This is a genomic window from Thauera sp. ZXT1-4 (assembly GCF_052598215.2).
Genome location: NZ_JBQWSN020000027.1, coordinates 24,598 through 44,682, shown reverse-complemented (window position 1 = coordinate 44,682; position 20,085 = coordinate 24,598). Strand labels below are relative to the sequence as shown.

The following is a 20,085-nucleotide window of genomic DNA, read 5'->3' as shown; positions in this document are numbered from 1 at the left end:
TGGCATGAGCCGACAGCCCCCAAGCGCTGACCGTGGGCTAAACTAAACGGCATTGGGCTGCCCCCGGGTGCCAGCTTCAGTCGCACTCCCATGCCTGGTTCGATGACACCAAGGTTGGTTGTGCCCTTTTCGCCAAAACCCATGATCGGTGTGCCGAAGGGGACGGAATAGAGTTGCCCCAGCAGCGAAATCGTGCGGCTGTTCAGGTCTATGTCTTCCACGGTCCCTGTGATGCCGGGCTCCTGTTTCAGCGTGGGGCGACTGCCTGGCTCGTTCTGCGCGTTTGCGTGCAAGGCGGTGGCCATGGCCAGGCTCAGAAGGATTGCAGCGATCTTGCCCATGTCAGTTCTTCTCCAGATAGAGTTCGCGCCAGCTCTGTCGTCCGATCATGCCGGTCCCCGGGTTCTCTACAATGGTTTCCAGACCTTGCGAACTCGAGATGTATTTGAATTCAGCACCGTCGCCCGAAACCACAGAGGGCGTTTGTGCGTGACCACCTTCGGTCTTGCGGCCCGATGCCGGCACGCTGATCGTCTGACCGCCAACAGTTACCGTTACGAAGTCCGTGCGCGTAAAGGAGTGATCACGATTCAGGTCGAAGGGCGAATAGGTCAGCCGGGATCCGGTTGCAGCGTCCAACTCCATGATCCAACTTGTGCCGGCGGGGGCGCAGGGGTCGACGCTGTCCGAGGGGATCATGGTGGTGAAGATCAGTCGGCCGTTCCGAACGATGGAATTGGTCACCTGACGCTCGCCTTGCAGCGGTTGGCCGCTCAAGCCGAGATCCATGTACCAGCCCTTTTTCGTTGTCCAGTCGACCTGGTGGTTTGTGGTGACACGCAGCGGCTCGCTGAATGTGTTGCCGTTGCTGTCGGTGACAGAGAGGGTCTGCTCGACCAGAATCTCCTGTTTCTGAAGTTGGGACAGGCTTACCGTGGGGCTGTTGTTCGGATCCGTGTCCCAGATGCCATAGAAGGACTGGAGGCCACCGGTCCCGCTGCCGTTGTCGGACACCTCAATGTACTTTCCGGTGCCAAACAAGACGATGCGCCCACGGCCTTCAGGGTGTCGTATGACCGTTGGCCGCGTGGTAATGGCGCGCTGATTGTCGAGATTGCAAGTGACTGCTGCGCATGCGTTGAAGAGAAGGTAGTCCCGCTTCCACTGCGTGGGGTTCGTGCTGCTCAAATCGAACTTCCACATATTGCCGAAAAGGTCTCCCGCATAGATGTAGTCGATCTTGCCGTCGTCCTGAAGATCCACCGGGGAGACGGTGGCGAGTCCGTTCGGGCGACCCCGCCCGATTGGATCCTGCGCCGTTCCGACTTCGGTGCTGATCTTCTTGATGAGCGCGCCCGTCCATAGGTTAACAATGTAGAGCACTGCATTGCCTGTGGTGCTGACGTGGTTGTCCAGGCTGGTGTTGTTGTAGCCGTTACCGAAAACCGCTGCCCACGTGCCGTCGTTCAGCTTCACGATGGCCGGTCGGCTGTAGGTGTATCCGAGGTCTGCGTCCTGGGCGTCGGTGAATTCCCACTTGAAGATCGAGTTTGCATTGCCCTCGCTGAAGCTCGACGGGTTGGTGACGTCCAGGGCATAGATGGATTGCCCGCCCTTGTTCAAGCCGCCAACGAGAATGGTCTTCCAGGCTCCACTCACAAACGCATCCGCGACCGTTGGGGTGCCGTCCACGTAAAACTTGTGGTTGTCCTGGTAGTCCAGACTTGAAAGGTGACGCAGTGTAGGAAGAACGGCGCCGGGAATGTAGGCAAGTGCTTCCGCGCCGGTTTCGGCGTTGAAGGCATGCAGCATGCCGTCATTCGCGCCGACGTAGATCATCGGGGTTCTACCTGCCTGTGCAGTCTTGAAACTGGAGTAGGTAACGGTTTCGAGACTGTCCTTATAGCGCGCGCTCGGCGCCGCGACGTATTGCGGGGCCGAGTTCACGATGTCACCGAGCAGGCTGGTGCGCGAGCGATACCCGGCGATGTTCGCGCCGCGCAGGTAGTCGACCAGCGACGAGGTGGAGTTGAAGTACGCGGTTTGCTCTGCAGCAGTAAAACTCGCCCAGGTGAAGGGGATTCCGCTGCCCGTATTCGTGATGACCCTGCGATTGGTGGGCGAAATCAGGGTGCCTGCGTCCCACAGAGCCCCATCCGGACCACTGCCGGTCGTCAGAATGCTGCCGTAGGACGTGCTGGCCGGGTTGGTGTCGATACCGAATGCCAGCAACTGGCCTGTCCAGTTCTCGCTGTTCAGCCGCCCTTGGTAGACTTTCGTGCCAGCGGTAATGTAGCCACCCGAAGCTGCGGCCGAAGAGGAGGCGCCGAGCTTGCCTTGGATGTCGCTCATTGCTCTTGCCAGCACATCTGTCAGTTGCGCAGCGTTATTCGCGGTGAGATACAGACCATTCCCGTACCCTGCCGCATCCTCCAGCATCTGGTTCGCCACGGTGAAGCCCACCGTGTAGGTGTACATGTTCTGTTTCGAGAACTTCGGATCGTTATAGCTGCCGCCTGCCAGATCCGTACCGGTTTTCTTGAAGTCGATATCCCAGGCGAACTTTGCGATGTCATCCAGGTAGAGGTTGTACCCCTCGGTCGACGTTGTGGCATGGGGGTTGTCGTTGTTTACTCCATCCCAGTTGGGAAGAGAGCGTGTGGAGTCTGCAACGTCGTCAGGGTCGTCGGAGGGGTAGGTGGCGTCATACGTAGGGAGTCCGTCCGTCAGAACAATCGTGAAATTTTTCTGACAGCGGTATTGAATCGGGCTGGTGTAGTTGGTGTTTGAGTTGTAATAGCTGGAAAGTCCCCGGAAATAGCGGGTCACCTCATAGTAGGTTTCCGCTAGTGGAGTCCACGTCTCTGCTACAAGACTATCAATTGTTGTCAAAAGGCTGGCCGAGGTGTCACCACAATTTCCGACAACTTTTCCACCCTCGTTGTTGTTGAAGCGGGTGATGCCAAACCGCACTCCTGGCGTGCTATTAATCAGATCTTTTGCAACATCTTTGGCTACCTGCATTCTGAATTCATTCGGAATCTGTCCTGCAGTGAGATCGGTGCCGCTTGGGTATTGGTCGAGAAGAAAACGCACATAGCGACCAAGATAGCGAGTTTCGCTGCTTCCGTTCGGTGCCGGTAGCTTCAGGCATTTATATGTGCTTGTCGAGCCAAGGCGAAATCTATCAAATCCGGTGCTGCATGATCCTCTGTAGAAATTGGAAGGATAATACGTCGATCCGTTCTGCAGACTGATCCAGTTTCCAGCGCTATCAAGGTAGTTCCAGCTGTCATAGGCTCCGGAGGGGTTGAAGTTCTCATGCCATATGATGTGCTCCATGCTCCCGGAGTTGTCGATCAGAAGCATGACATTCGGCTCCACCGAGGCCGATACCGTGAGCGGTGCGTCGGGCAGGGCAAGCGGTCCTGCATGGAGAGAGCCGACCCAGAGGGCGGGAAGGACCAGCGCGAGTCGAAGTGCGCGCACGAGGATCTTGGTTTTCATGATCGCGTCCATTTCAGTTGTATCGTTTCGAATAGATGGTCTGAAGAACTCGTGAGGTTTCGAGCGTCTGGCCCAATCCTTCCGCAGTGACGAGATAGAGGTCTCTTTGCCCTTCCGTGGCGCCGTCATAGCCGAAACCGCTGGTAAGCGAGTCACGAATTGCACCGCGATACTCGATGAGGTAACGCGGCGCCGCAGCCACGCCCGCGATGGTGCCGCTGTAGGGCGTTGCCCGCGCGCGCCATGCCGCTTGTTTGACCGGGTCGGTCGAAAGCAGATAGTTGTAGGTGGCGGAGTCGTTCTGCAGCAGTTCGTACACTTGGCAGGTTTGCGTGCTGAGGCACGGATCAGGCCGCAGGTTGGGCAGACTGCGCTCGGCTTCGCGCAGGGCGGCTTCTGCTGCCTGCAAGGCCAGGTTCTGGTCGCGCCAGTTACCGGACATGCGTTCTTCGAGCGCGGTGCCGCGCATGCTGCTGATCCCGAGCATGGACATGACGAGCAGCATGATCATCGCAACCAGCAGAACCGTGCCGTGCTGGCGGGGGCGGGAGGTTGGGTGCTTATTCATGATGCAGCCTGTTACGAAGACCGATGGTGGAGGTGAAAGCTTGCGCGAGCCGTCGCTGGCCAAGTTCTGGATAGTCGGCAGCGGTGCGCGTCAGCACGGCTCCGTCGCAGTCGGGAAACTGCACGGAGACCGCTTCGGTAGCCACGTTCTCCTGCGGGCTTACCGTGACCACGGTGATGCGGGCGGCGCGAACGTCGTCCCAGTTGGTTACGGCATTCGCCTTCTCGAAGCTGTCGACGCTGATGTCTTCGTTCGTGTCCACGCCGTAGCAGATCTGCATGTCGATGACGCCTTCGACCAATTCGGTTTCTGCGGCCGCCGTGACGGCTGTTCCCGCGTTGAAGGTGACGCGCCGAAGCATCGGAAGCGCTCCCGCCCGCTGGCTGATGTAATAAATGGCGCTTTGCAGGAAACTGATCTCCATAGTGCCCGTGTAGCCATCGATGAAATCGTCCCCTGGGGTCACGTTACCTGGGGTTACTGCCCCTCCGCTCGCTTTGGTGATGGCGTGTGCGTTCGCGTTGTTGGTGTTCTGAAAGATCTCGCAGCCAATTTCACTCGAAATCACCATGATGGTGCCTGCGGGGATGCCACTACTGCCTGATAGGTTAATGGTGTCAGCGTTGGTGCCTGTATTGCCGCTCGCCGTAACCCCAGACCACGCCGCAGCGTGTTTGAGCAGGATGGTGTCGGTGCCTGCAAGATAGTCCGGAAGAGCGTTCCCGCCCGTTCCCGCTTCCCATCCCTCAATACCTGCGCCTACATCAAAGTACTTGTCTGCGGAAGTGGTATTCAAATGCGTCTTGATTGGCTGATCCCGGCTGCAAACACCCTTGTACCCAGCTTCGCGAATATCGGGCAGAAGAAAATCCATCGCGAAACGACCATTCTCCTGCATGCGCGCCAAGGCCTCAGTGCTGCGGTAGGTTTGGTTGCTGCTCAGGTAGATGTGCAGCACGCCGCCAAGCAGGAAGAGCCCGAGTGCCAAGCCGACCATCAGCTCCACGATCGTCAGGCCGCGTTGGTGTCTAGTGCTAACGCGCATGCTCAGAACTCCGTTTGGAAGACAAAGTCGGACACGTCGTCGGTGGCGGATACCGAACCGGCCGCATCTGCCGTAGTGCTCGTCCGGATCCGTCCGCGGTTGTCGTTCCAACTGATGGTGATGGTGACGCGATCGTTCGCTGCGCGCACAACGCTGCCCGTGCCCGCGGCGCCGGCCCCCAAGGTGCGCAGAATTAAGTCATCCCAAGACGTCCGACCGGCGTGGGTGCTGCCGTTGTCGAACAGGCCCGCGAGCGCATCTTCGCGGGCGGCACGCATGCGGTCGGCCATGTCATAGGCGAGAAGGGTTGCCTGCGAGCGTTGATAGGCACTATGACTGCTCTTGACCGAAGTTGCCTGCAGCCCCGCGAGGCCCAGCAGACCAAACGCGAGGATCACCACAGCAACGAGCACTTCGAGCAGGGATGAGCCGGATTGTTTGTGCATGGAATCACCGTATTGCCGTGTCTAGGGGGTGGGGTGAGCTTAGTGTCTGACGCTGGCACGCCCAGTAGGAGTGATGTCGATCGTGCGAGAAACGCTGTCCGATGAAATTGTGACGGTTTCGGCCGCACCTCCACGACCATCTGCCGAGAAGATCACGCCCCCGGCGGGCCCCGTGATGCTGAGGTTTGCTCGGGCGTCCCAGACCCGGATTACACCGTCGCTGTTACTCACGATCCATCCGCCAGACCAGTCCGCACTATTGGTGCAGGCGCTGGCTCCGGAACAGACCGTCAGGGTGCGACGCTGCTTGATCGCCTCGGCGCGCGCAAGCTGAAGCGAAAGAAGCACTTCATTGGTTGCGGACGTCACCCGGTTGTTCCGGATCATCTCCACAAACGACGGGGCGGCGATGGTGGCAATGATCCCCATGATGGCGACCGTCATCATCATTTCGATCAGGGTGAACCCCCTGTGTTGCCTCTTTTTCATTGGCTTGATGTCCGATTTCTGTGTTTGTAGTGTGCGGCGTCGCTTTTGCAGGTGCCACCGGGTGCTGACGAACGGAGCCCTTTTTCGGATGGGCGTGACCGTGTGCGTCGCTGCTGCGGGTGAGATAATGCGCACCTCCGGCGCAGCATCTGTTTTAGTCCAAGAGTGTTTATATCAGCACGATGAGGAAGCCAGCCGTGTCGTATTACCCGTCCGTCGGCGATATCGCGACGCTGCGAGAACGCCTCGCCGCCGCGCCTGCGCGTGCGCCCTCCGGAGACTGGGCCGAGCTTGCCGACAATCGCGCGCCCACGCCGGCTGCGGTGCTGGTGCCCGTGGTGGTGCGCGCCGAGGCGCCCGCGCTGCTCTTCACCAAGCGCACCGACCACCTGCACCACCACCCGGGCCAGATCAGCTTTCCAGGGGGGCGGGTGGAGGCGGGTGATGCGTCGCCGGTGGAGACTGCGCTGCGTGAGACGGAGGAGGAGATCGGCCTGCATCGCCGCCATGTGGAGCTACTCGGTGCCTTGCCCGATTATCTGACCGGAACGGGGTTTCGCGTGACGCCGGTGGTGGGGGTGGTGCGGCCGCCGTTCGAGCTCACGCTGGATGCCTTCGAGGTGGCGGAGGCGTTCGAGGTGCCGCTGGCGCACTTTCTCGACCCGGCCAACCACGAGGCACACAGCATCGTGCACGAGGGGCGGCTGCGCACCTTCCATGCCATGCCGTACCAGGGGTATTTCATCTGGGGCGCGACGGCGGGGATCATCATGTCGCTGTACCGCTTGCTGGGACAGCGCAGCTGATCTGTACGGCGTCGGTGCCACATGCAGGCGCGGGCGCGGATGCAACAGGTGTTGCGTGCATACGTCGCCTGCGCAGCATGTCCGGTAGGGTGCTGCGGTACTATTCTGGAGTCGTTCCAGTCTTTCGGTCTTTCAGTCTTTCAGTTTTATTCCACGTTTCGCTCCTGATGCCTTCCTGGGCTGCCGCATGACCCTTCTTTCCTTGTTTGTTGCGCTCGTGCTGCAGCAATTCTGGCCGGCAGGTGCCGGGTCGCTGGCGGGCAGGCTCGGCCGGGGCTTCGTCGCCTGGTTCGAGCGCCGCGTGCAGGCGAGCACCGGGGCGGGTGGGCGGACGGCCTGGTTGCTGGTCGTGCCCGCGACTGCGCTGGCGAGCGCCGTTCTGTACGGCATGCTGTGGTCGCTGCATCCGCTGCTGGCCTTCCTGTTCAACGTGGCGGTGCTGTTCGCCGGCATGGGGTTTGCGCGCGACAGTCGGTTCTTCAACGAAGTGCACGTGGCGCTGCGCATGGGGGATCTCGATGGCGCGCGTGCCCTGTTGTCGGACTGGCGTGGCGTGCGCCATGACGCCGCGACCACCGGAGAGGTTGCACGGCTGTCGATCGAGCAGGCGCTGGTTGCAGCGCACCGTTCGGTGTTCGGGGTGATCTTCTGGTTCGTGCTGCTGCCCGGGCCGAGCGGGGTGGTGCTCTATCGCCTGGCGGCGCTGCTGGCGGCTGGGCGCGCGGTGCAGTCCGGTGCTTGCGACGGATTTGCGCAGCGCGTTTTTCTCGCCCTCGACTGGTTGCCGGCACGGCTGACGGCGCTGGTGTTTTCGGTGGTGGGGAACTTCGAGGATGCGGTGTATTGCTGGCGGTCGCAGGCGGTGCTGTGGCCGGAGAGGTCGTCGGCTATACTGATTGCAAGCGGTGGTGGCGCGCTGGGTGTCCGCCTGGGCGGGCCGATTCACGAAGCGGGTGCGCTTGTCGAACGGCCCGAGATGGGGCTGGGCAGCGAGGCGGGCGTCGACCACATGCAAGGTACGGTGGGTCTGCTCTGGCGGGCTCTGCTGGTGTGTCTGTTCCTGCTGGCGCTGCTCGTGGTTGCGGGCGCGGCGGGCGGGTGACACGTTTCATCTCAACAAGGGAGTGGGTTATGGCAAATCGTGAAGTCGTTGTTCTGAGTGCTGTTCGTTCCGCGGTGGGTGGCTTTGGTGGCTCGCTGAAAGACATGGAGCCGTCCGACCTCGGTGCGGTGGTGATCAAGGAGGCGATCGCACGCGGCGGTGTCGATCCGAAGGAAGTTTCGTTCGCTTCCGTGGGTCATGTGATTCCGACCGACTCCCGCTACGCCTACGTGTCTCGTGTTGCTACCATCAACGCCGGCATGGCAATGGATTCCGTGGCCTTCCAGGTCAGCCGCCTGTGCGGTTCGGCGCAACAGGCCATCGTCAGCTCGGCCCAGGCCATCATGCTGGGCGATGCCGACTACGCGATCGGCGGCGGCGTCGAGGTGATGTCGCGTGGCGCCTATCTGCTGCCCGCACTGCGCAGCGGCGCGCGCATGGGTGACACCAAGGCCATCGACTCGATGGTTGCAGTGCTGACCGACCCCTTCGGCGTCGGCCACATGGGCATTACCGCGGAGAACCTGTGCACCAAGCATGGCATTACCCGCGAAGAGCAGGACGCCTTTGCGCTCGAGTCGCAGAAACGCGCTGCGGCGGCGATCGCCGAGGGTCGCTTCAAGAGCCAGATCGTCCCGATCACCTTCGAGACCCGCAAGGGCACCGTGGTGTTCGACACCGACGAACATCCGCGCATGACCACCCTGGAAGCGCTGGCGAAGATGAAGCCCGCTTTCAAGAAGGACGGTTCCGTCACGGCGGGTAACGCCTCGGGCATCAATGACGCTGCCGCTTTCCTGCTGCTGGCGGATGCGGCCAAGGCTTCGGCCGCCGGCCACAAGCCGATCGCCCGCCTGGTGTCGTACGCGATCGCCGGCGTGCCCAACGAGGTGATGGGCGAAGGCCCGATCCCCGCGACCCGGCTCGCGCTCAAGCGCGCTGGCCTGACGCTGGACCAGATCGACGTGATCGAGTCCAACGAGGCCTTTGCGGCGCAGTCGATCACGGTGAACCGCGGCCTCGGCCTCGACACCGCCAAGGTCAACCCCAACGGCGGCGCGATCTCGCTCGGCCACCCGGTGGGCGCGACGGGCTCGGTGATCATCACCAAGCTGCTGCACGAGCTGATCCGCGTGAATGGCCGCTACGGCGTGGCCACCATGTGCATCGGCGGCGGCCAGGGCATCACCACGGTGTGGGAACGCGTGTAAGCGCTGTCTTTGCCCTCTGATAAAAGAAACCCGCGCGGCCGTGAGGCTGGCGCGGGTTTTTTTCATCCGGGTAATTTGTGGACAAAACTCTAGACGTAATGAGGCAACATGCTAGCCTAACAATATGATTATTAGAGATTAATTTTTATTTTAACGATGCAGTTAGCTCGACATTATGCGCCCCAGGAATCTTGAAGTACGCCAGCGGCTGATCGCCCTCCTGCGGCGAGGGCCTGCGCGTGCGGCCGATCTGGCGCGGCAACTGGACGTGTCGGCGCGAACGGTGCTGCGCCTGTTTGAAGAGTTGGGCACGGATGTATGCCGTGGTGGGGCGGCGGGTAGAACGCGGTACGCTGCGTGCCGCCCGTTGGGTGGTTCGTCGGCGCCGGTTCCGGTGTTTCATGTCGGTGCCGACGGTCGATTGCAGGAGGGTGGGGTCCTGCGCCTGCTCCAGCCAGAGGGGGCCTGGTGCGCGCTGGACAGGCTCGGATTTCCGGTCGATGGCGAGGCACGAGACGGGTGGTGGCCGGGTTTGCCTTATCCGTTGTACGACATGCAGCCGCAGGGATACCTCGGGCGCCAGTTCGCCCGCCAACTTCACCTGGATCTCGAGGTGTCCGATGATCCCCGCGGCTGGGGCGATGACGAAATCGCCTGGGTCCTGAGCCGCCGCGGCGTTGACCTTCCCGGTCACCTGATTTTCGGCGAGCAGGCAGCGCGGCTGTGGCAGGCCGAGGCGCTGGCGCCTACGCCGGTCCTCACCGAGTCGACGCTGCTCGCGGCTTATCACGATTCGGCGGAGCGCAGCGTGTCACTCGGTATCGCGGGGAGCAGCGCGGCGGGTGAGTTTCCGAAGTTCCTGTCACTACGCGAGCTACCGGGTCAGCGCACACCGCATGTGCTGGTGAAGTTTTCCGGTGCGGGGGAGAGCAGCCAGCGCTGGGCCGATTTGCTGGTCTGCGAGCACCTTGCATTGGGCGCGGCGCAGGGGCTGACGGGTATCGAGGTTGCGCGAACTCGCATCCTCGCCAGCAAGGGTCGAACCTTCCTCGAGTCGGAGCGCTTCGACCGGCTGGGTCGCTTCGGTCGGCTGCCGGTCGTAAGCCTGCAAGCGGTCAGCGCGCATCTTCTTGGCTTGGGCGCGCGTGACTGGCGGGAACATGCCAGTGCGCTGGTCGAGGCAGGGTTCTTGTTCCCGGTGGATGCAGCAAGCATCGGCCGGCTGTGGTGGTTCGGGCGCCTGATCGCCAATGGCGACATGCACCTTGGCAACTGCGCCTTCCGCGTGGCCGATGGCCGGCTCACGCCCGCGCCAGCCTACGACATGGTGCCAATGGACTACGCTCCGCTGCCCGGCGGCGAACTACCTACGAAGGTATGGCAACCGCCCTTGCCGCTCCCCGGAGAGCGCGCCATCTGGCTGGAGGCCTGCAGACAGGCGCTGGTCTTCTGGAGCGCGGCCGCTGGTGATCGCCGGATCTCCGACCCCCTGCGCGAGGTGTTCCGCGATAACGCAAACCGGCTCGAGAATGCAGCGGGCCGCGTGTGAGCACGCTCAGCCCGCATCCCTGAGCCTTCCTTCAGCCCGCGTCCTTTTCCAGCTTGATCGACGCCGAGTTGATGCAGTAGCGCAGGCCGGTGGGTTGGGGGCCGTCTTCGAAGACGTGGCCGAGGTGGGCGCCGCATGCGTGGCACAGGACTTCGGTGCGGATCATGAAGTGGCTGCGGTCTTCGGCGGTTTCGACATTGTCGGGCTCGGCGGCGGTCCAGAAGCTGGGCCAGCCGCAGCCCGCGTCGAACTTGTGCTCGGAGCGGAAGAGCGGGGCGCCGCAGCACACACAGTGGTAGGCGCCCTTGTCCCAGACGTTCCAGTATTCGCCGGTGAAGGCGCGCTCGGTGCCTTTCTCGCGTGTGACGTGGTATTGCGCGTCGGTGAGTTGGGCGCGCCACTCGGCTTCGGGTTTGACGATCTTGCGGGACACGGGCGACTTCCTCAGTGCAGGTGACGCGGGATCTGCTCGGTCTGCTCGGCCGGCATCTCGGCGTGGGCGGCTTCGCCCTCGGGCGAGGGGTAGAGCGGAACGCCACAGTCGTCGCAATACTCGAGCGGGAAGTGGTGGTCGAGCGCGAGGATCTCGCTGACCCCCGATTCACGCAGCACGGCTTCGATCTCGCCGATGCAGTCGGAGGTTTCGTCCTCGGCGCCGAGCAACGGCCACACCACGCCGTGCACGACCTGGTCCTGATCGCGGACGGTGAAGCCGATCCGGTATTCCTCCAGCGCGCGGTCCCAGTACGGGGCGACCACGGCGCGCAAGTTTGCGGCCGGGGTTTCGAGCGTGGTGGCGAGATAGGCAACCGAGGCCCGCACCGAGTAGGGGCGGCTCTCCTTGTCGGCGGCGCGGCTGGCGGCAAAGTAGGACTCGGGCAGCACCAGATCCACGACGCAGCCCGGCAGCAGCGGCGTCAGGCAGGCGCCACCCTGGGTGCGCCAGTGCTCGAGTGCGCCATCGCGCGAGCCGTCTTCTTCCTGCCAGCGGAAGATCGGGGCGTCGCGCGGGACGGCGACCGCAGCGAGCAGGTAGCGCGTGTCGGAGAGGAACTGGGCGGTTTCCGGCATGCCTTCGGTCTCGATGTGCAGATCGAGGCCCTCGAGGGCGGCAGCGCAGATCACCTTGGCGAATTCGGCGGTGGCGCAGTAGCCCTGCGGCAACTGGTCGGGGCTGAACAGGAAGTCGGCCACCGACAGCCGCGCGTCCTTCGCGAGCACGTGCGCCTGCAGGTGCACGCGGAGGTTGGCGAGCACGGCGGGCGAAATGCTGGTGGCGCCGATGCGGTAGCGCGACCAGGCGAGCACCGGCGCGGCGATGAGCACCACGTCGTGCTCGGGCAGGGCGCCCGCGGCGCATTCGGCGCGCGATTCGATGCTGTCTGCGAGCTCGTCATAGGCACGCGGCTCGGTGCTGTAGAGGTGGTCGAGCGCGGTGTTGAGCACTTCCTCGTCGTTGTCCGCAAGCGTTTCATCGATCAGGCCCGCAAGCTGGCGCTCCCAGTAGCGGTCTTCGATGCGGCTGCCGGACTGGGCGAGGCCGGTGGCTAGGCGGACGAGTCGTTCGGCGCTGCGGCCGAGGCCGCCTCGGCGCTTGATGCGCGTTCTTTTCATGTCTTGTCCTGTGTTGGGCGTTGTTTTGGTCCGTTCGATTTTCGTGCTTGCCCGCCCTTGGGCAGGTCAGAAGCCGGGGCGTTCCACGCGCACGGTCTGGAGGATGGTGGCAGAGATCTCTTCGATGGACTTGGTGGTGGATTCGAGCCAGCGGATGTTCTCGCGGCGCATGAGCTTCTGAGCCGCGTCGATCTCGTAGCGGCAGTTGTCCAGCGAGGCGTAGCGGCTGTTGGGGCGACGCTCCTGGCGGATCTGAGAGAGGCGCTCCGGCGCGATGGTAAGGCCGAAGAGCTTGGCGCGGTACTTGTGCAGTTCGCCCGGGAGCTTGTTGCGCTCGAAATCCTCGGGGATCAGCGGATAGTTGGCGGCCTTCACGCCGAACTGCATGGCGAGGTAGAGGCTGGTGGGGGTCTTGCCCGAGCGCGACACGCCTACCAGGATCACGTCCGCTTCGGCCAGTTCTCCGTCGCTGGAGATGCCGTCGTCGTGGGCCATGGCGAAGTTGATCGCCTCGATGCGGTGCTTGTAGTTGAGACTGTCGGCAATGCCGTGGAACCGGCCGACGGCGTGCGTGGAGCGCTGCCCGAGCTCGGATTCGAGTGGTCCGATGAAGCTGTCGAAGAGATCCAGGAAGAGCGCGTCCGCTTTGTGCAGCGCAGCAACGGTGTCCTCATGCACCAGGGTACTGAACACGATCGGGCGCACACCGTCTTCCCGGGCGACCTCTCGGATGTGGTTGGCGCAGTCGATCGCCTTGTCGATGTCGTCGACGAAGGGGGCGCGTATCTGGCGGAATCTCGCCTCGGGAAACTGCGCCAGCAGGCTGTGGCCCAGGGTTTCTGCGGTGATGCCGGTGCCGTCGGAAACGAAGAAGACGCTGCGGCTTGGAATGTCGGTCATGTGTTGGGCCTTGTGGCTCCTGCATCAGCGGCTTCTATACATACATACAAGCCCGGATGCGGCAGAGCACAAAAAAAACGTTAAACTTCGCGCTCGGTTATTTTGCTTTCTCTCCAACATTTGCGGAAGCCACCCATGACACGCTATGTGATCCCCTTCAACGAACTGCGCATGACCGATGTCGAGAAGGTCGGCGGCAAGAACGCCTCGCTCGGCGAGATGATCAGCCAGCTTCCTTCGAGCGTGCGTGTCCCGGGCGGCTTTGCGACCACGGCCGAGGCCTATCGCGAGTTCCTGGCCCACGACGGCCTTGCCGACCGCATCAATGCCGCGCTCGACGCACTGGACGTCGAAGACGTCGAAGCCCTGGCGAAGACCGGCGCGCAGATCCGCCAGTGGATCATCGACATTCCGTTCCCGGCCAAGCTCGAAGCCGAGATCAAGACGGCTTACGAGGCGATCACTGCCGAGGGCGAGGGCAGCTTCGCGGTGCGCTCGTCGGCGACCGCCGAGGACCTGCCGGATGCGTCCTTCGCCGGCCAGCAGGAAACCTTCCTCAACATCCACGGCTACGAGAACATCCTGCATGCGATGAAGGAAGTGTTCGCGTCGCTGTACAACGACCGTGCGATTGCCTACCGCGTGCACAAGAACTTCGCCCACGCTGACGTGGCGCTGTCGGCAGGCGTGCAGCGCATGGTGCGTTCCGACTCGGGCGCTTCGGGTGTGATGTTCTCGATCGACACCGAATCCGGCTTCGATCAGGTGGTGTTCATCACCGCCTCCTACGGCCTGGGCGAGACGGTGGTGCAGGGCGCGGTGAACCCGGACGAGTTCTACGTGCACAAGCCCACGCTGGCGCTGGACAAGCCCGCCATCGTGCGCCGCAACCTGGGTTCCAAGCTGATCAAGATGGTATTCACCGACAAGGCCGTCGCTGGCAAGTCCGTGCGCACCGTGGATGTTCCCGAGGCGGATCGCAACCGCTTCTCGCTGACCGACGAGGACGTGCTGGAGCTGGCCCGCTACGCGGTGATCATCGAGAAGCACTACGGCCGCCCGATGGACATCGAGTGGGGCAAGGACGGTGTCGACGGCAAGCTCTACATCCTGCAGGCTCGCCCCGAAACGGTGAAGAGCCAGGATACGGGCCTGGTGATGGAGAAGTACCGCCTCAAGCAATACGGCAAGGCGCTCACCCATGGCCGTGCCATCGGGCAGAAGATCGGTGCCGGTGTGGTCCGCATCGTCGGCGATGCCTCGGAGATGAACCGCGTGCAGGCGGGCGACATCCTCGTCACCGACATGACCGACCCCAACTGGGAGCCGGTGATGAAGCGTGCGAGCGCCATCGTCACCAACCGCGGCGGCCGCACCTGTCACGCGGCGATCATCGCGCGCGAGCTGGGCATCCCCGCCATCGTGGGCTGCGGCAACGCGACCGAGGTGCTCAATGAAGGCGAGTCGGTCACCGTGTCCTGCGCCGAAGGCGATACCGGCTACGTGTATCGCGGCAAGCTCGAGTTCGAGGTCATCACCACCGACATGGGCAACCTGCCCGAGATTCCGGTGAAGATCATGATGAACGTGGGCAACCCCGAGCTTGCCTTCGAGTTCGCGCAGATCCCCAATGGCGGCGTCGGCCTGGCGCGCCTGGAGTTCGTCATCAACAACATGATCGGCATCCACCCCAAGGCCATCCTCGACCTTGGCCAGGTGCCGGCCAGCCTGCGTGACGAGATCAATCGCCGTTCGCGCGGCTACGCCACGCCCAAGCAGTTCTTCATCGAGAAGCTGGTCGAGGGTGTGGCCACGATCGCCTCGGCCTTCTATCCGAAGCCCGTGATCGTGCGCATGTCCGACTTCAAGTCGAACGAGTACCGCAAGCTGCTCGGCGGCGACATCTACGAGCCGGAGGAAGAGAACCCGATGCTGGGCTTCCGCGGCGCCTCGCGCTACATCGCGCACAGCTTCCGTGACTGCTTCGAGATGGAAGTGGCGGCGATGAAGAAGGTGCGCAACGAGCTGGGGCTGACCAACGTGCAGATCATGATCCCGTTCGTGCGTAACCTCGAAGAGGCCGCCGGCGTGGTGGATCTGCTCGCGGAGCACGGCCTCAAGCGCGGCGAGAAGGATCTCAAGCTGATCATGATGTGCGAGATTCCGTCCAACGCCATCCTGGCCGAGCAGTTCCTGCAGTACTTCGACGGCTTCTCGATCGGCTCGAACGACCTGACCCAGCTCACGCTGGGCCTGGACCGCGACTCCGGTCTGGTGGCGCACGCCTTCGACGAGCGCGATCCGGCGGTCAAGCAACTGCTGTCGATGTCCATCCAGGCGGCCAACAAGCTCGGCAAGTACGTGGGCATCTGCGGCCAGGGTCCGTCCGACCATGCGGATTTTGCCGAGTGGCTGATGGACGAGGGGATTCAGACCATTTCACTGAACCCGGATACGGTGGTCGATACCTGGCTGAAGCTGGCTGCGCATCGCGCGCAGTAAGGCGGCGGCCGGTGAGCCGGTGCTGAAGTGAAGAACGGGGAGGGGCGTGAAGCCTGCTCCCCGTTTGTTTTGTCTGCCCATGAAAAAGCCCGGCCGGGGTTCGCTTCCCTTGGCCGGGCTGTGTGTGGTGCTGCGCTGCGGGTGGCGGCGCAGGCTGCGTTGCTCAGGCGACGGTGACCGGAATCTTGCCGATCTTCGCCTGCCATTCCTTCGGGCCGGTGTTGTGTACGCTGGTGCCGTTGGCGTCGACCGCGACCGTCACCGGCATGTCCTGCACGGTGAACTCGTAGATCGCTTCCATGCCCAGGTCCTCGAAGCCGACCACCTTGGCTTCCTTGATCGCCTTCGACACCAGGTAGGCTGCACCGCCCACCGCCATCAGGTAGGCCGACCGGTTGTCCTTGATTGCCTCGATGGCGATCGGGCCACGCTCGGACTTGCCGATCATCGAGATGAGGCCGGTCTTCTCCAGCATCATGCGGGTGAACTTGTCCATGCGGGTGGCGGTGGTGGGACCGGCCGGGCCGACGACCTCATCACGCACCGGGTCGACCGGGCCGACGTAGTAGATGACGCGGTTGGTGAAGTCGACCGGCAGCTTCTCGCCCTTTTCCAGCATGTCGGCGATGCGCTTGTGGGCGGCGTCGCGGCCGGTGAGCATCTTGCCGTTGAGGAGCAGGATCTGGCCCGGCTTCCAGGAGGCGACTTCTTCCTTGGTCAGGGTATCCAGATTGACGCGGGTGGCGACGTTGGTGTCGGCCTTCCAGGTGACCTGCGGCCAGTCCTCCAGCTTGGGCGTCGGCAGGTGCGCGGGGCCCGAGCCGTCGAGGTGGAAGTGCACGTGGCGGGTGGCGGCACAGTTGGGGATCATCGCGACCGGCAGGCTGGCGGCGTGGGTCGGGTAGTCCATGATCTTGACGTCGAGCACGGTGGTGAGGCCACCCAGGCCCTGGGCGCCGATACCGAGCGCGTTGACCTTGTCCATCAGTTCGAGGCGAAGCGCCTCCACGCGGCTGAGCTGGGCGCCCGAGGCAGCCTTCTCGCGCAGCTCGTGGATGTTCACCGGGTCCATCAGCGATTCCTTGGCCAGCAGCATCGCCTTCTCGGGCGTGCCGCCGATGCCGATGCCGAGGATACCCGGCGGACACCAGCCGGCGCCCATGGTCGGAACGGTCTTGAGCACCCAGTCGACGATGGAGTCGGACGGGTTGAGCATGACCATCTTGGTCTTGTTTTCCGAACCGCCGCCCTTGGCCGCACAGATGACCTCGACGTCATCGCCCTCGACGATCTCGTAATGGACCACCGCCGGGGTGTTGTCCTTGCTGTTCTGGCGCTTGCCGGCCGGGTCGAGCAGCACCGAGGCGCGCAGCTTGTTGTCAGGGTTGTTGTAGGCGCGGCGAACGCCTTCGTTGATCATGTCCTGGACACTCATCTTCGCGTCCCACTGCACGTTCATGCCGACCTTGAGGAAGACGACCGCGATGCCGGTATCCTGGCAGATCGGGCGGTGGCCTTCGGCGGCCATGCGCGAGTTGGTCAGGATCTGCGCGATGGCGTCCTTGGCCGCGGGACTTTCCTCTCGCTCATATGCCTCGCCGAGCGCCTGGATGTAGTCGAGCGGGTGGTAGTAGCTGATGTACTGGAAGGCATCCGCGATCGACTGGATGAGGTCTTCCTGGCGAATGATCGTCATGACGCTTGGTCTCCGGAATGACATGGGGGCAGAATGACGTGCACGGGCCGGCCGGCCCGGACAGGCGTCGGATTCTACCACCGGGGGCGTTCAACCGCCGCTGGCCGGGCTGTGTAAGTCCTGTGTAAGATAGACATCACTAAAATGCCGGCGATTCGAAGGCATCGAAGCGCCCGAGCGGGAGGCCCCCGAGGGGCTTTCGGTCAGGCGATCAAACAGGCTGGAACCAACCAGCCCGCCCGTAACCGGGTCAGCTTCAACCATTTGAACAGTTGAGGAGAGGTGAGTATGTCCAACGAGCAAGTCCGCATTTACAACCCGTCGGAAGAGATGGTCAAGAACGCAGCGGTGTCCGGCATGGACGGTTATCGTGCGCTGTGCAAGGAAGCCGAGGACGACTACGAGGGTTTCTGGGGCCGCCGTGCCAAGGAACTGCTGGACTGGAAGGAACCCTTCACTCAGGTCCTCGACCAGTCGAACCCTCCGTTCTTCAAGTGGTTCGCCGACGGCAAGCTGAACGTTTCCTACAACTGCCTCGACCGCAACGTCAATAATGGCCTGGGCGACAAGGTCGCGCTGATTTTCGAAGCCGACAGCGGCGAAGTCACCAAGGTCACCTACAAGGATCTGCTCGCCCGCGTCAGCAAGTTCGCCAACGCCCTGCGCGGCATGGGCGTCAAGAAGGGTGACCGCGTCATCATCTACCTGCCGATGTCGATCGAAGGTGTGGTCGCGATGCAGGCCTGCGCCCGCATCGGCGCCACCCACTCCATCGTCTTCGGCGGCTTCTCGGCCCAAGCCCTGCGCGACCGTATCGAGGACGCCGCGGCCGTGGCCGTGATCACCTCCGACGGCCAGTTCCGCGGCGGCAAGGCGCTGCCGCTCAAGCCGATCGCCGATGAGGCGCTGTCGCTGGGCGGTTGCGACTCGGTCAAGAACGTCATCGTGGTCAAGCGCACGGGCGCAGACATCAACATGGTCGCCGGCCGCGACAGCTGGTACCACGAGGCGGTCGCCAGCCAGTCCGAGACCTGCGAGCCGGAGTGGGTCGAAGCCGAGCACCCGCTGTTCATTCTCTACACCTCGGGCTCCACCGGGAAGCCGAAGGGCGTGCAGCACTCCTCGGGCGGCTATCTGCTTCAGGCCATGCTGTCGATGAAATACACCTTCGACATCAAGCCCGATGACATCTATTGGTGCACCGCCGACATCGGCTGGGTTACGGGCCACACCTACATCACCTATGGCCCGCTTGCCTGCGGTGCGACCGAGATCGTGTTCGAGGGCGTGCCTACCTACCCGGACGCCGGCCGCTTCTGGAAGATGATCCAGGATCATAAGGTCAGCATCTTCTACACCGCGCCGACCGCGATCCGTTCGCTGATCAAGGCTGCCGACAACAACCCGTCCGTGCATCCGAAGCAGTACAACCTGTCTTCGCTGCGCATCCTGGGTTCGGTGGGCGAGCCCATCAACCCGGCCGCCTGGGAGTGGTACTACGAGAACGTCGGCGGCGGCCGCTGCCCGATCGTCGATACCTTCTGGCAGACCGAGACCGGCGCGCACATGATCACGCCGATGCCGGGCGCCACGCCGATGGTTCCGGGCTCCTGCACGCTGCCCTTCCCGGGCATCATGGCTGCAGTGGTCGATGAGACCGGCACCGAAGTACCGTGGGGCCAGGGCGGCATCCTGGTGGTCACCAAGCCGTGGCCGGCGATGATCCGCAACGTCTGGGGCGACCCCGACCGCTTCAAGAAGACCTACTACCCCGAGGACTTCAAGGGCAAGCTCTATCTTGCGGGCGACGGTGCCATCCGCGACGCCGAGACCGGCTACTTCACCATCACCGGCCGTATCGACGATGTGCTGAACGTCTCCGGTCACCGCATGGGCACGATGGAGATCGAGTCTGCGCTGGTGGCGCACGAGAAGGTGGCCGAAGCTGCCGTGGTCGGCCGTCCGGACGATGTGACCGGTGAAGCGATCGTGGCTTTCGTGGTGCTGAAGGGCGCACGTCCGACCGGCGAAGAGGCCGCCAAGGTGGTCAAGGAGCTGCAGGCTTGGGTCGGTCACGAGATCGGCCCGATCGCCAAGCCCAAGGACATCCGCTTCGGCGAGAACCTGCCCAAGACGCGCTCGGGCAAAATCATGCGCCGCCTGCTGCGTCAGCTGGCCAAGGGCGAGGACGTCACGCAGGACACCTCGACGCTCGAGAACCCGCATATCCTCGAGCAGCTCAAGGGCTGACGACCGCGGGGGCCGCTCTTCCAGGGTGGCCCCGACCTGAACGACAGGAGGAGATCCGGCGCACAAGCCGGACATCGGGGGAGACCGGCCGCGCATGACGCGCGGTGCCTGATCGTGCGATGCGCCGACCCTGCCGCAAAGAGCGGGGCGGCGCCTCGTCATTTTTCGACGCCGAATCGGACATCATGGGAGACTCATGATGCGCAAGGGACTCGCCGGCCAGCGCCTGATGGCGGTGTTCATCGCCGGCCTGCTGCTACTCAATTACCCGATTCTTTCGCTGTTCGATCGCCCGCTGAGCGTGTTTGGCCTGCCCTTGCTCCATCTCTACCTGTTCGGGGTGTGGCTGGGCCTGATCGTCGCTGCGGCGTGGATCGTCGAGCGCGGAGCGCGCTGATGC

General features: G+C 63.2%; 17 protein-coding genes. 7 read left to right on the top strand and 10 right to left on the bottom strand.

Going from position 1 to position 20,085, the window contains the following annotated elements; all coding sequences use genetic code 11:
* The 6 genes from ACUH78_RS15930 to ACUH78_RS15905 all read right to left on the bottom strand — a co-directional run.
* Nucleotides 1-341: hypothetical protein (locus tag ACUH78_RS15930; RefSeq protein WP_445333960.1), on the bottom strand; the 341-nt coding region annotated here is incomplete at its 3' end.
* Between the two features lies 1 nt (nt 342).
* On the bottom strand, nt 343-3,507 hold the full coding sequence (locus ACUH78_RS15925; protein WP_445333961.1) for a pilus assembly protein: 3,165 nt from the start codon (nt 3,505-3,507) through the stop codon (nt 343-345).
* 13 nt (nt 3,508-3,520) lie between these two features.
* A complete protein-coding gene (locus ACUH78_RS15920; protein ID WP_445333962.1) occupies nt 3,521-4,075 on the bottom strand; it encodes a pilus assembly PilX family protein in 555 nt (184 codons plus the stop codon).
* Nucleotides 4,068-5,120 carry a PilW family protein gene (locus ACUH78_RS15915; RefSeq protein WP_510497573.1) on the bottom strand — a complete coding sequence of 351 codons (1,053 nt, stop codon included), beginning with the start codon at nt 5,118-5,120 and terminating at the stop codon, nt 4,068-4,070. The genes ACUH78_RS15920 and ACUH78_RS15915 overlap by 8 nt, the downstream gene beginning before the upstream one ends.
* Nucleotides 5,121-5,122: 2 nt before the next feature.
* The gene (gene pilV, locus ACUH78_RS15910) at nt 5,123-5,566 is read right to left on the bottom strand and encodes a type IV pilus modification protein PilV (protein ID WP_445333964.1); all 444 of its coding nucleotides are present in this window, start codon (nt 5,564-5,566) and stop codon (nt 5,123-5,125) included.
* A gap of 39 nt (nt 5,567-5,605) precedes the next feature.
* Nucleotides 5,606-6,055 carry a GspH/FimT family pseudopilin gene (locus tag ACUH78_RS15905; RefSeq protein WP_510497572.1) on the bottom strand — a complete coding sequence of 150 codons (450 nt, stop codon included), beginning with the start codon at nt 6,053-6,055 and terminating at the stop codon, nt 5,606-5,608.
* 197 nt (nt 6,056-6,252) lie between these two features.
* On the opposite strand from ACUH78_RS15905, the gene ACUH78_RS15900 reads away from it, so the two are divergent.
* From ACUH78_RS15900 to yjjJ, 4 genes are all read left to right on the top strand, one after another.
* On the top strand, nt 6,253-6,861 hold the full coding sequence (locus ACUH78_RS15900) for a CoA pyrophosphatase (protein WP_445333966.1): 609 nt from the start codon (nt 6,253-6,255) through the stop codon (nt 6,859-6,861).
* A 187-nt stretch (nt 6,862-7,048) separates the two neighbouring features.
* Complete coding sequence (locus ACUH78_RS15895; protein WP_445333967.1) at nt 7,049-7,963, top strand: CobD/CbiB family protein; 915 nt, start codon at nt 7,049-7,051, stop codon at nt 7,961-7,963.
* A gap of 29 nt (nt 7,964-7,992) precedes the next feature.
* A complete protein-coding gene (locus ACUH78_RS15890; RefSeq protein WP_445333968.1) occupies nt 7,993-9,174 on the top strand; it encodes an acetyl-CoA C-acyltransferase family protein in 1,182 nt (393 codons plus the stop codon).
* Between the two features lie 175 nt (nt 9,175-9,349).
* A complete protein-coding gene (yjjJ, locus tag ACUH78_RS15885) occupies nt 9,350-10,723 on the top strand; it encodes a type II toxin-antitoxin system HipA family toxin YjjJ (protein ID WP_445333969.1) in 1,374 nt (457 codons plus the stop codon).
* Between the two features lie 31 nt (nt 10,724-10,754).
* Here yjjJ and msrB read toward each other — a convergent pair whose 3' ends face one another.
* From msrB to ppsR, 3 genes are all read right to left on the bottom strand, one after another.
* The gene (msrB, locus tag ACUH78_RS15880) at nt 10,755-11,156 is read right to left on the bottom strand and encodes a peptide-methionine (R)-S-oxide reductase MsrB (RefSeq protein ID WP_435751032.1); all 402 of its coding nucleotides are present in this window, start codon (nt 11,154-11,156) and stop codon (nt 10,755-10,757) included.
* An 11-nt stretch (nt 11,157-11,167) separates the two neighbouring features.
* On the bottom strand, nt 11,168-12,337 hold the full coding sequence (locus tag ACUH78_RS15875; protein ID WP_445333970.1) for a DUF2863 family protein: 1,170 nt from the start codon (nt 12,335-12,337) through the stop codon (nt 11,168-11,170).
* Nucleotides 12,338-12,403: 66 nt separating this feature from the next.
* Nucleotides 12,404-13,237, bottom strand: coding sequence for a posphoenolpyruvate synthetase regulatory kinase/phosphorylase PpsR (gene ppsR / locus ACUH78_RS15870; RefSeq protein WP_418365020.1), 834 nt, complete (start codon nt 13,235-13,237; stop codon nt 12,404-12,406).
* A gap of 135 nt (nt 13,238-13,372) precedes the next feature.
* Here ppsR and ppsA point away from each other — a divergent pair, with 135 nt between their 5' ends.
* A complete protein-coding gene (gene ppsA, locus ACUH78_RS15865) occupies nt 13,373-15,739 on the top strand; it encodes a phosphoenolpyruvate synthase (protein WP_435751034.1) in 2,367 nt (788 codons plus the stop codon).
* A gap of 163 nt (nt 15,740-15,902) precedes the next feature.
* Here ppsA and ACUH78_RS15860 read toward each other — a convergent pair whose 3' ends face one another.
* Nucleotides 15,903-17,435, bottom strand: a complete 1,533-nt coding sequence (locus ACUH78_RS15860; protein ID WP_445333971.1) for a fumarate hydratase — start codon at nt 17,433-17,435, stop codon at nt 15,903-15,905.
* A gap of 288 nt (nt 17,436-17,723) precedes the next feature.
* Between ACUH78_RS15860 and acs the strand changes: the two genes are divergently transcribed.
* Both acs and ACUH78_RS15850 read left to right on the top strand, forming a co-directional pair.
* The gene (gene acs, locus ACUH78_RS15855; RefSeq protein ID WP_445333972.1) at nt 17,724-19,685 is read left to right on the top strand and encodes an acetate--CoA ligase; all 1,962 of its coding nucleotides are present in this window, start codon (nt 17,724-17,726) and stop codon (nt 19,683-19,685) included.
* Between the two features lie 199 nt (nt 19,686-19,884).
* Nucleotides 19,885-20,082 carry a hypothetical protein gene (locus ACUH78_RS15850; RefSeq protein ID WP_418365115.1) on the top strand — a complete coding sequence of 66 codons (198 nt, stop codon included), beginning with the start codon at nt 19,885-19,887 and terminating at the stop codon, nt 20,080-20,082.
* Nucleotides 20,083-20,085: the final 3 nt, after the last annotated feature.